This window comes from Pseudomonas crudilactis (assembly GCF_013433315.1).
Taxonomy (GTDB): domain Bacteria; phylum Pseudomonadota; class Gammaproteobacteria; order Pseudomonadales; family Pseudomonadaceae; genus Aquipseudomonas; species Aquipseudomonas crudilactis.
The window spans coordinates 244114-254650 of record NZ_WXVV01000006.1; the positions used below are offsets into that span (position 1 = coordinate 244114).

The 10537-nt window shown below is 58.8% G+C and carries 13 protein-coding genes; 4 read left to right on the top strand and 9 right to left on the bottom strand.

Translation table 11 applies throughout. The features are described 5' to 3' along the window. Window positions 1-47: 47 nt before the first annotated feature. From GTU76_RS09205 to GTU76_RS09235, 7 genes are all read right to left on the bottom strand, one after another. A complete protein-coding gene (locus GTU76_RS09205; protein ID WP_175553518.1) occupies window positions 48-668 on the bottom strand; it encodes a 2-dehydro-3-deoxy-6-phosphogalactonate aldolase in 621 nt (206 codons plus the stop codon). Window positions 669-687: 19 nt separating this feature from the next. After that, the gene (locus GTU76_RS09210) at window positions 688-1677 is read right to left on the bottom strand and encodes a 2-dehydro-3-deoxygalactonokinase (RefSeq protein ID WP_180698476.1); all 990 of its coding nucleotides are present in this window, start codon (window positions 1675-1677) and stop codon (window positions 688-690) included. A 105-nt stretch (window positions 1678-1782) separates the two neighbouring features. Further along, window positions 1783-2313: a hypothetical protein gene (locus GTU76_RS09215; RefSeq protein ID WP_016986004.1), complete on the bottom strand. Its 531-nt coding sequence runs from the start codon at window positions 2311-2313 to the stop codon at window positions 1783-1785. Then, entirely contained in the window at window positions 2310-3044 is a 735-nt protein-coding gene (locus GTU76_RS09220; protein ID WP_077574055.1) for an alpha/beta hydrolase family protein, read from the bottom strand. The genes GTU76_RS09215 and GTU76_RS09220 overlap by 4 nt, the downstream gene beginning before the upstream one ends. A 5-nt stretch (window positions 3045-3049) precedes the next feature. Next, entirely contained in the window at window positions 3050-3544 is a 495-nt protein-coding gene (locus GTU76_RS09225; protein ID WP_016986005.1) for a PAAR domain-containing protein, read from the bottom strand. Then, on the bottom strand, window positions 3541-4203 hold the full coding sequence (locus GTU76_RS09230) for a hypothetical protein (RefSeq protein WP_180698477.1): 663 nt from the start codon (window positions 4201-4203) through the stop codon (window positions 3541-3543). The genes GTU76_RS09225 and GTU76_RS09230 overlap by 4 nt, the downstream gene beginning before the upstream one ends. A gap of 158 nt (window positions 4204-4361) precedes the next feature. Further along, window positions 4362-4841, bottom strand: coding sequence for a GNAT family N-acetyltransferase (locus tag GTU76_RS09235; protein ID WP_180698478.1), 480 nt, complete (start codon window positions 4839-4841; stop codon window positions 4362-4364). Window positions 4842-5069: 228 nt separating this feature from the next. Between GTU76_RS09235 and GTU76_RS09240 the strand changes: the two genes are divergently transcribed. From GTU76_RS09240 to GTU76_RS09255, 4 genes are all read left to right on the top strand, one after another. Next, window positions 5070-5723, top strand: coding sequence for an HD domain-containing protein (locus GTU76_RS09240; RefSeq protein WP_180698479.1), 654 nt, complete (start codon window positions 5070-5072; stop codon window positions 5721-5723). 110 nt (window positions 5724-5833) lie between these two features. Continuing rightward, window positions 5834-7030, top strand: a complete 1197-nt coding sequence (locus tag GTU76_RS09245; RefSeq protein ID WP_180698480.1) for an MFS transporter — start codon at window positions 5834-5836, stop codon at window positions 7028-7030. 82 nt (window positions 7031-7112) lie between these two features. After that, window positions 7113-7454 carry a hypothetical protein gene (locus GTU76_RS09250; protein WP_180698481.1) on the top strand — a complete coding sequence of 114 codons (342 nt, stop codon included), beginning with the start codon at window positions 7113-7115 and terminating at the stop codon, window positions 7452-7454. A 44-nt stretch (window positions 7455-7498) separates the two neighbouring features. Further along, window positions 7499-7756: a hypothetical protein gene (locus GTU76_RS09255; protein ID WP_016986009.1), complete on the top strand. Its 258-nt coding sequence runs from the start codon at window positions 7499-7501 to the stop codon at window positions 7754-7756. A gap of 156 nt (window positions 7757-7912) precedes the next feature. Here the strand turns inward: GTU76_RS09255 and GTU76_RS09260 are convergent, their stop codons facing one another. After that, on the bottom strand, window positions 7913-8842 hold the full coding sequence (locus GTU76_RS09260; protein WP_016986010.1) for a PfkB family carbohydrate kinase: 930 nt from the start codon (window positions 8840-8842) through the stop codon (window positions 7913-7915). Then, a complete protein-coding gene (locus tag GTU76_RS09265; RefSeq protein ID WP_016986011.1) occupies window positions 8835-10301 on the bottom strand; it encodes a purine-cytosine permease family protein in 1467 nt (488 codons plus the stop codon). Before GTU76_RS09265 ends, GTU76_RS09260 begins: the two co-directional genes overlap by 8 nt. Window positions 10302-10537: the final 236 nt, after the last annotated feature.

The window sequence follows — 10537 nt, forward strand, 5'->3', positions numbered from 1 at the left end:
CTTTTTGTCTCTCTTATAGATGTAGCGCACGCAGCGCCAAAAAAGTCTTAGCGAAGGGCCTTCCACGCGGCCACGTAGGCCTTGGCATTCACCGCCACCTGCTCCGCCGTCATGCCCGGTTTGAACAGACCGGAGCCGAGACCGAAACCCTTCACGCCAGCGTCGATAAACGCCTGCATGTTGTCCGGCGTGATACCGCCGACCGGCGCCAGCACCGTCCCCGCCGGCAACACCGCAAGCCAGGCTTTGACGACCGCCGGGCCCATCTGCTCGGCCGGGAACAGCTTGAGAATGTCCGCGCCCTCCTCCAGCGCCGCGAAGGCTTCGGTCGGCGTGGCGACACCCGGCGATAAGTACAGCCCCGCCGCTTTTGCCGCGCGCAAGACCTTGGCGTCGCTGTGCGGCATGACAATCACTTGGCCGCCGGCCTCTTTCACCAACCCGACCTGTTCCGGGGTCAACACCGTGCCGGCACCGATCAGGCAATCGGTGGGCAAGGTCTTGCGCAGGATGCGGATACTTTCGTACGGCAAAGGAGAATTGAGCGGTACTTCGATGACGCGAAATCCGGCCGCATACAGGACTTCTCCGACAGCGGCGGCTTCCTGCGGATGCAGGCCACGCAGGATCGCGATCAGACCGTTTTGCGCCAATGCTTGCTTGAGCATGTCAGGCCTCCAGTCAGGGTTAACGGGATGAGGAATCGATCAGCCCGGCGGCCAGCGCCAGTTGCCACAAACCACGCTCGGTGGCCTGTTCGGCCAGCGTTACGTTGGCGAAACCGCAGGCATCGAGGGCACGGCTGTAGCGCGCACAGAGTTGCGCGTTGCCAATGAGGATGATCGAAGGAAGATTCGGATTGTTGCGGCGACGCCGCTGAACCGTGGCGAGCGCCGCCAGTTCATGGCCGATCATCAGGCCGGACAGATAATCCGCCTGCGCGGTCGGGCTCAATTCACCGGTCAGCCCCAGCGTGCGAGCACTGAACAAGGTCGACAGCACGCCGAGTTCGCCATCTGTCGACTGCGCAACCTGCACGCCGCGGTCAAACGCCTGACCGTCGAATGTCGCACTGTGTTTTTGGGTGCGACCGAGGATGCTGTGTTCACTGAGCACGGCGAATACTTCGCCGGTCATGAACGTATCGAAATGGGTGATGCGGCCATCGACAACGTCGACCCATTTCGAGTGACTGCCCGGCAGACCGATCAACAGATCGGCACCTGCCTCAATCGGCAGATTCTGCAGCACGCCGAGCACTTGGGTTTCTTCGCCACGCATCACATTCGGCAGACGCGAACGCTGGATCACGCCCGGCACGATATGCACCACGGCGCCACGCAGGCTGATAACTGTTTGTAGGGAGTTTCCGAGATTGGCAACGTTCGCCGGCGTCTCGCAGTAGGCCGCTTCATGCCAGCCCTGCGCACTGCCGACCATGCCGCAAGCAATCACCGGCAGATCCGGCTGCGCCTCGAGCCAGTCGCCGCAGGCCTCGTCGAACGCCAGTTCAAAACCATCGGCGCATTCGCGACCGTTGATGACTCGCGGAGTCTTCGGCAGTTGCATGATCCCGGACGACAGCGCGCGCTGCTCCAGCACCACACCGCCCGCCGCGAGTTTGTAAGCACGTAATGAGGTCGTCCCCCAGTCGAGCGCGATCAATTGCGCCAGCATCGCTTCACCTGTTTTGTTTTTGGCAGTGAGTGCGATGGACTATAGACCTCTCAGGCTGGAAATCTCAATATGTAATTTTGCATCCCACATTATGGGATAAAGCAATCATTGCACGCGCTGCTGTTCAATGACGTGTACGAGGTCAGTTGCTGGAATCAGCATTGACTTCGAATAGTATCCCCCGAATGAGTAAGCTGAGGTAAACACTCTGCAAGAGACGGCGTTACGTTCATTTAATAATGCCAGCAGTTCTTCCGCGCTCATGAAAACATTTGAAACGCCCTCATCCTCCTTTCTCACTGCGGACAATCTAGACGTATAAATATGGTCTAAACCAGAATTATCGGCGTCAACCTCAACAAGATTACCAACAAAATAATTAGTCAATTTATCGGAGCTTTCAAATTCAAGCTCTTTATCCAGAGAGCAAAACAATGTTTCACCCAACTGTGTTTCTCCCGTCGCATCCTTAAAAAAATTCAACACATCGGTCTTCGAACTAAAGCGAACACTCCAAGACAAACTATCGCCCCCTGTAGCGACAGAAATGAATTCAATCTCGGTATCAGGAAGAATCGGCCGATTGGCACAAGAACTACATAGAAGCATCGTCAGCACAACAAATAGTCGTATCATTTTTTCGATTCCAAATATTGAGTCACTCGCTCATAAACTATATCGCACGCAGACTTTCCACTTTGAAGTTTGGAGGCGAACAGCATACCTGCTTGCCGGTGATTCGCACTGACCGCCTCATTTATATTCGGTCCAGATGTCATGATCCAGCGCTCTCCCAAACTGGCAACAGTATCTGAATCGTCTTTTTCCTTGGGGGATGCCAATATATTTATCCAGTAATCTGCCACTGGCTTTGGCGTCGTAAAATAGATATCAGAGAACATCCATACACCTGTACCACCGCCAACAGGATCGAGTGTTACCAACATCTTGACTGTATAACCTCGTTCTTTCAAAATCGAGGTCAAATGTGCACCATTCCACCCCCCAAGGCTATGACCAACAATCACAAGATAAACCGTCTTATCACCTTTTAACGGGCGTATTACATACTTCTCGATATCTTTCTCACCGCGAACATCCTTATAGCTTATATAAGGTAAATTAACGTCGAGCTTTTGTTCCGGAGACAGTCTGTTCGACAACTGATTCCACGCATTTTGCACGTTATGATGAGGAGGTTCATTCTGATAATACTCCTCTTTATCCCCAGCACCGCCAATAAAGAAAACGGCTACCTTTTTCACTTTGACAGTAACTTGCTTGACGCTCTGGTCAGTCTTGCAGGTCAACTCATGGCCAGCCACTTCAGTTTTGCAGTCTCTGAGTGCAGGATTTTCGACTTCCATTTCGATCACTCTACAAACAATTTAATAGTTTCAGCCAAGTGAGAACTCACCATATGGGTAAAGCCCTGCTCATTGGTGATGCCATGTTCTATGCGCCCATCACCTCGCTGGATCGCATACGGATGATCGGGGATAGGCTCGCCAGTCGCCTCATTAACCACTTGCAACCTGTCCGTAAAATGCACTGGCATCGGCAACAACCCGCTAAAAGCCGCCCCGCCGCCACTCTGGCCAATAATCACCGTCCCCGAACCACCCACCACGACATTGCCGTGGCCTCCGGTGCTGTCGAGTGTGGCGGCATTCAGGCCGTTGATGAATACGGTGCCGGAAACGGCTCCGGTAATCGGGCTGCCGCACGCCGATTTATCGGTCATGCGCGCGGCGGCGAGGCCGTCGAAGAAGACGTTCGGCGAGCCGGAGGCAATCGGGTTGGTGCCATGGCCTGGCAATGGGCAGGCGGTCGGGTCGGTGACGCGTGCAGCGGGTTTACCACTCAATTCAAAGCTCCTTGCTTCAGGGGTTCCGGGTGCGGCTGATGAATATCGATGTCGGTCGCGGCGAAGCGCCAGCGGTTGTCGACGGGGTCGAACAGGGCGTGGCAATGCTCACGGCTGTCGGGTGATGCGGCGGTTTGCAGGTGCCGCCAGGCTTCGTCGGTTTGCCAGGCCAGTTCGGCCGGCGAGGCGTCGTCGAGTTCGTTGAGCCAGGCGTTGTAGTTGCGCAGGTGATTACGCTCGTAAGTCGATTGCAGCAGTTCGGCCATTTGTGCGCCGAGGTCGAGATGATGCTGGGCCGTCCACTGGCCGATCTCGGAATAGACGTACCAGCCCATCGGCATCAACCCGCCGTCCTTGAGCAGCGAATGCCCGGCAGGGGCGACGAAACCGCAACAGACGTGCAGCGTCAGCCAGCCTTGATGGGCGTCGATAAACGCCGTCGGATCGAAGGTGCGCAGCGCTATCACGCGGTACTCGGCGAGCCCGGCACTGCGCGTCATCAACTCGGCATCAAGGCGTGACACGAACGCACGAATGGCGCTGCCGCCCGTGCTGTTTGTAGTGCAGAGAATGTCGACCGGTTGGCGCTGGGGGTTGTCGCTCGAGCCTGAGTTTTTCACCAGGCCATACAGACGCATTGTCGCCCGTAGTCCGCTCATCGCTGGTCACTCGTTGACACAGCGAAGGCTCCACGGGCGTGGAGAAGTAGTGCCAGAGGCATGCAGGTGTCGTCCGTGAGCGCGTAAAAATGGCGCGTAGAATGCCGGACTAGAGCGCTGGCGACAATCGAATTACTGCCGGATTGCCATCGTCGTGTTCAGCCCTCGGCAAACTCACGCAGGACCTGGCCATCCATGCGGTAGCGCACCCACTCTTCCTGAGGTTGCGCGCCGAGGGATTTGTAGAATTCGATCGCCGGCGTGTTCCAGTCGAGCACGCTCCATTCGAAGCGGCCGCAGTCGTTGTCGCAGGCGATCTTCGCCAAGTGACGCAACAAGGTTCTGCCGGCACCACCACCGCGTTGATCCGGGGTGATGTAGAGGTCTTCGAGGTACAGGCAATTGCTGCCGAGCCAGGTCGAATAGCTGAAGAAGAACACCGCGAAACCGATCGGCAGACCATCGCGCAGGCAGATCAAACCGTGGGCGGTGGCGCCTTCGCCGAACAGGCTGCGTTCGATGTCGGCGACGCTGGCGATGACTTCGTGGCGGGCCTTTTCGAAATCGGCGAGTTCAGTGATGAAGGCGAGGATTTGCGGGGCATCGCTGGGGGTCGCCGGGCGGATTTCGATCGTCATGGACGGGCCTTGTCGGAAAAGGAAAACGCCATACTAAGGCCGTGGGCGGCGCTCGTCACATGGCAAAACAGCGGATACCCTCTCGCAATGCTTCAAACGCCGCCACCCCATGTGGGAGCGAGCTTGCTCGCGAATACATTCTGTCATTCAACAATGCAGGTGACTGTAAGGGCGCCTTCGCGAGCAGGCTCGCTCCCACAGGGACTTCGACAATCTGAAAGGATGCTTATGAACCTTGAGTTTTTTACACCCGTGGCGGCACTGGCAGCAGAGTTACTGCCACACGCTCTGGAGCCGTCCGACGACGGCGCTCACGACCTCGCCCACTTGCAGCGCGTCTGGCACAACGTGCGTACGCTGCATGAAGAAGAAGGTGGAGATCTTGAGGTGCTGTTGGCCGCCGTGCTCTTGCACGATTGCGTGGCCGTCGAGAAGAATTCACCGCTGCGTTCGCAGGCTTCGCGGCTGGCGGCAGATAAAGCTTCGTCAATGCTGGCCGATCTGAACTGGTCCGAAGAAAAAATCGCCGCCGTCGCCCACGCCATCGAAGCCCACAGTTTCTCCGCCAACATCACCCCGCTCACCCTCGAAGCGAAAATCGTCCAGGACGCCGATCGGCTCGACTCACTCGGCATGCTCGGCGTCGCCCGCACTTTCTACATCGCCGGGCGCATGGGTTCGGCGCTGTACGATCCGCAGGATCCCGAAGCGAAACAACGCGATTACGATGACACGCGTTTTTGCCTCGATCATTTCCAGACCAAACTGCTGCACCTCGCCGACGGTTTCCAGACCGCCGCCGGCCAGCGTCTGGCGCAGGTCCGTCATCATCGTCTGAAGGGTTTCATGGAGCAATTCAAGGAAGAGATCGGCATCGCTTGATGCATTACTCCGGCGTGCAGTGATCCTGACTTCGCCAACCTCAGACCTAAGCCGCATGCCTGACGTGTTAAACAGACGACGCTGAATTTATCCGGTCAAGGATTCGCGTCATGTCGCAAGCAACCCCCAAGGTCTCAGGCAAGCTGTTCGGTCTGTTCTGTCTCGCCAGTTATCTGCTGTCGCTGTCCTATGGCTCGACGTTTTTGCTGTCGTTGCTGATCGCTTCTCGCGGAGGCAATGAACACGATGCCGGCAGTGTGATTTCGGCGGCGATGCTCAGTACGTTTGTCGCGGTATTGGTGTCCGGGCATCTGTCGGACTGGCTCGGCGCGGCGCGTTCGATTGCGTTGTTCGGGCTGTTGCTGGTGGTGGCGAGCCTGGGCTTTGCGCTGACGCCGGGGTTCGGTCATCTGCTGTTGTTTTTCGGCTTGCTGTTGGGATTGGGTTGGGGCGTTTTCTATACGTTGGGGCCGATCATCGTCGCCAGTCTGGTGACGCCGGCGCAACGAGCGAAATACTTCGCGCTGTTGTCGGGCAGCATGATGACCGGCATTGGCAGCGGCCCATTACTCGGGCGTGCAGCCAGTGCCTTGGGGTTGCCAGTGACCTCGGCGTTTTACCTGGCGGCACTGGCGAGCCTGGTTGGCGTGCTGTTGTACTGGCAACTCGGGGCTCGATTGAAAAGCACGCAAGTAACCTCGACCGCAAGAATCACTTGGCGAGCGACCACCCAAGTGCTCGGCTCGCGCGCACTGTTCCCGATCATCATGGTTGGTCTCGGCGGTTGCGTGTTCGGTGGTCTGTCGAGTTTCCAGACCAGCTATGCCGCTGCCCGCGCTCTGGATTACTCACTGTTCTTTCTGGGTTTCATGAGTGCGGCAATCAGCAGCCGGATGTTGATCGCAGGTTATGTGGTCAAACGTGATCCGCTGCGCGCGTCGTGTCTGTTGTCCGGACTGATGCTGGGTTCGATTGTGCTGTTCGCGTTCGGCGTGCACAGCGGCTTCAGTTATCTGCTGGCAGCGGTGATGCTTGGCGTCGGTTATGGCCTTACCTATTCGGTAATCAACGGTTTGGCGGCCAACGAAGCACCGGCCGGCACCACGTCACAGGCCTTGTTGCTGTTCAGTCTTTCGTACTTCATCGGCGTGTTCGGCTTCCCGTTACTGGCCGGGAAAATCATCGTCGAGCACGGCATGAGCACGCTGCTTTTGACGGTATTGATCGTCGCGTTGGCCAACTGGCTGATCACCCTTGGCCGTTTGCTCTGGCGACGGATCAGTCTGCAATCGACGCAGGCAATCTAGACCGTTCGTCGTTCATCAGGCACCAATCCGATCAGCGGGCAGACCAACGACAGGTAAGGATTCCAATCACTGGAGAAGCCCTATGATCCCGTCAAGGTTGACCGCTTTCGTATTCAGCGCCCTGCTCTGCCCTGCGGTTTTCGCCGCATCCGCCACCGCTGGGGGCACCGGCCCTACCGATCCGACCCCGCCACGCGCGCCCGCCATCAACAGTGCTCCCGGTATGAATACCGACGGCTCCGGCGTGCCGCTGATCAACCAGCCGCCCGCCACCGGTACTGATCCGCGCACCCAGGGCAGTGATCCGGGTCGTCAGGGCGGCATGAACACCCCCGACGCCCCCGCAACGCCAGACAATGCTGGCCCCGGCATCGGCTCGAAAACCACCACCGGTGGCTCCGGTTCCGAAGGCTCCGGTCAGTAGTTCGCCGACGCGAGCGTCCTATTCAATCCAATGAAGAGGTAACCATGAACGTCGATAAAAACCTGGAAAAAGAAGTCCTCACCCGCCTGCTGCATGCCCACCCGAGCGGACTGGGCAAGGAGGTGCTGGACAATTACCGGGGCGAGAAGGTCGTGGCCAGCGCCCTCGCCGCTTTGCAGGATCGTGGACTGATTCACCACGGGCATGTGACCTGCAACGAGGCTGGCGAACATTCGTTGAACCTGCCGATCAAGCTCAGTGCCGCTGGCGTTGAGGCTGCGCGCAAGCTGGATCTGCAGTAGTCCTGCGGCCGCTCGCTGCCGACGCGGCGAGCGGTATCCAACATTGAATTTTGTGATGAAGCTAATTGCCCTTTCGCGAGCAAGCTCGCTCCCACACTGAATTGATGTCGTTCACACATCCCCTGTGGGAGCGAGCCTGCTCGCGAAAGCGGTAGATCAGGCACCGCCGGAATCAAGCAAAAACGCATCCACCTCTGCCACCCCCGGCGAGGTCGCCGGTCCCCAGCGCGTCACCGCGATAGCCGCTGCCGCATTCGCCCGCCGCGCCGCTTCATGGGCAGACAAGCCCTGCGCCAACCCGGCAACAAACACCCCGGCATGGGCGTCACCGGCACCATTGCTGTCTACCGCTTTCACCGCAAACCCGGGCACATGCCGACGCTCATCGCGCTGATGAATCCAGCAGCCCTGCGGCCCGTCCCTTACCACCATCAACACATCGTTGGGCAGGTGCTCAGCGAGGCTATCCAGCGCCGCGCCAATATCATCGACACCGGTAAACCGCAGTGCTTCAACACTGTTGCTGGTCCACACATCGATGCGCGGCAGCAACGCCTGCATCAGCGGCGAGTCCGGCGATTCCACCAACGGGCCCGGATCGAACACGACGTTGATCGAGTCCGGCAGTGCCAGCGTCCAGTCGAGCAACGCCTGGGCCTTGCCTTCGTGGAGCAGGCTGTAGCCACTCAGATAAACGTAATCGCCCGCCTCCGCCGCAACGCTGTTCAGATCCTCTTCGGTCACCTCACCTTCCGCGCCGATGTAGGAAATGAAACTGCGCTCCGCCGACGCATCGGTCAGCGCCACACACAAACCGGTGTCTTTCTGTGCGGGTTCGGTGATGCCGATGTGAATCCCCTCAGCGTTCATCGCCTGACGCGCGAGATCGCCGAAACGCCCACTGCCATGCCGACCGAGATACACCACCGGCAGGCCATTACGCACCGCTGCCGCCATCACATTGAACCCGCCACCGGCTTCGAAACCAGCCGACTGCGCCAGCACGTCACCACCAATCTGCGGCAGTTTATCCACGGCCATGACCAGGTCGATGATGACCTGGCCGGTGTGCAACATCTTAGGCATGAGCATTCTCGGTTTGCGCGGCGCGGCGATCTTTCGCCCCGCCGAGGACGAAGTAAATGCCACCGGCTACCACGAAGGTCACGATCCAGCCGAGGCCGTTGTGGCCCAGCCACGAGTCGGACAGGAAGCCTTTGAACCAGACGTTTTCAGCGGTGGTGCCAATGGTGGTGAAACTGAAGCCGAGGACGATGGCAATCGCCCAGGCGCCGAATGCACGCCACTCGATGCCGCCGCGATACCAGTAAGCGCTGCTCGGGCTGACGTCGAGCAGGTCTTTGGGGCTGTAGTAGTGACGGTGAATCAGGTCAACCACGAAGATTCCGACCCACGCAGTGATCGGCACTGCCAGCAGGGAAATGAAGGTAATGAACGGGCCGTAGAAGCTGTCGGCGATCAGCATGAAGTAAATCGAACCGGCGAAGATCGCGACGATATCGACCACCACCGCGTAGACGCGTTTGACCTTGAGACCGAGGGTTAGCGTAGTCAGCCCGGCGGAGTACACCGACAAGTTGTTCGACAGCAGCAAGCCACCGAACGCGGTGATCAGGTACGGCACAGCCATCCAGGTTGGCAGCATGTCGCGGATCGCCACGATCGGGTCAGTCGCCGACGCCAGATCGTTATTGCCCACCGACAGCAAGCCGCCGAGGGTGATCAGCAACACCAGCGGAATGCCCGCACCGAACGCGGCGGACGCAACCAGACGCACAGCCTTGACGCTGCGGTGCTGATAGCGCGACATGTCAGCGCCAGCGTTGGCCCAACCAATCCCGGTGCCGGCGGCCATGGTGCCGATACCGATGATCATTGCGCTCATCGGCGCAGGCGTGGCGTTGAACACTGCACTCCAGTCGATGGTCGCGCAGAGGAAACCACCGACCAGAATATTCAGCGCGCCGAACACGTAGGTCGCCCACTTCTGGATCACCAGCAAGGTCGCGTGGCCGAGGCCGGATACCGACAGGGTCAGCAGGACGAAAATGGCGATGAAGATCAGCGTCAGTACCGGCGCACTTTTCGCTTCGACCGGTGAGCCGAACAGGATCGAGCACAGCGACAGCAGCACGAAAGCGGCAGTGGTGGTGTTGACGGTTTCCCAACCGAGACGCGACATCAGCGAGACCAGTGTCGGGCCGATATTGCCACGCACGCCGAAGATCGCCCGCGACAAGGTCAGGCTCGGCGCGCGGCCTCGGCGGCCGGCAATCGAGATGATCCCGACCACGGCAAACGAACCGGCGGCGCCGATGATTGCGACGATGATTGCCTGCCAGATCGCCAGCCCGCGAAACGCCACCAGCGTGGCGCCCAGCGGCAGACCGAGGATGGAGATGTTGGCGGCGAACCAGACCCAGAACAGTTGCAGCGGATGGCCGTTGCACTCGGCTTCCGGTACCGGTTCGATGCCGCGGGTTTCCAGTTGCCCGGCGCTTTGCCCGGCGTTTGATGAACTCATGAAGGTGCTCCTGTTTGCCTTTTTTGTGGTTGTGGCAATGATGCAAAACGACAAGACATCGCGGCCGTCCTCGGCCTGTCTGCGCGATCCATTGCGGGTTGAAAATTCGAAATTTGCGGTGCGGCCTTCGCGAGCAGGCTCGCTTGTATGGTAGGACTTGAAGGGAGGAGGAGGGACAAGGCTCGATTCTGACTGTTAGCGCAGTACAGACCGTGGGAGATTTCACCCTCCTCCTT

Excerpts from the sequence above, each read along its gene's own strand:
- GTU76_RS09215 (WP_016986004.1), bottom strand. The coding sequence starts at position 2,313 with ATGATACGACTATTTGTTGTGCTGACGATGCTTCTATGTAGTTCTTGT.
- GTU76_RS09210 (WP_180698476.1), bottom strand. The coding sequence starts at position 1,677 with ATGCTGGCGCAATTGATCGCGCTCGACTGGGGGACGACCTCATTACGT.
- GTU76_RS09255 (WP_016986009.1), top strand. The coding sequence starts at position 7,499 with ATGAACGTCGATAAAAACCTGGAAAAAGAAGTCCTCACCCGCCTGCTG.
- GTU76_RS09260 (WP_016986010.1), bottom strand. The coding sequence starts at position 8,842 with ATGCCTAAGATGTTGCACACCGGCCAGGTCATCATCGACCTGGTCATG.
- GTU76_RS09240 (WP_180698479.1), top strand. The coding sequence starts at position 5,070 with ATGAACCTTGAGTTTTTTACACCCGTGGCGGCACTGGCAGCAGAGTTA.
- GTU76_RS09230 (WP_180698477.1), bottom strand. The coding sequence starts at position 4,203 with ATGAGCGGACTACGGGCGACAATGCGTCTGTATGGCCTGGTGAAAAAC.
- GTU76_RS09245 (WP_180698480.1), top strand. The coding sequence starts at position 5,834 with ATGTCGCAAGCAACCCCCAAGGTCTCAGGCAAGCTGTTCGGTCTGTTC.
- GTU76_RS09250 (WP_180698481.1), top strand. The coding sequence starts at position 7,113 with ATGATCCCGTCAAGGTTGACCGCTTTCGTATTCAGCGCCCTGCTCTGC.
- GTU76_RS09235 (WP_180698478.1), bottom strand. The coding sequence starts at position 4,841 with ATGACGATCGAAATCCGCCCGGCGACCCCCAGCGATGCCCCGCAAATC.
- GTU76_RS09265 (WP_016986011.1), bottom strand. The coding sequence starts at position 10,301 with ATGAGTTCATCAAACGCCGGGCAAAGCGCCGGGCAACTGGAAACCCGC.
- GTU76_RS09220 (WP_077574055.1), bottom strand. The coding sequence starts at position 3,044 with ATGGAAGTCGAAAATCCTGCACTCAGAGACTGCAAAACTGAAGTGGCT.
- GTU76_RS09205 (WP_175553518.1), bottom strand. The coding sequence starts at position 668 with ATGCTCAAGCAAGCATTGGCGCAAAACGGTCTGATCGCGATCCTGCGT.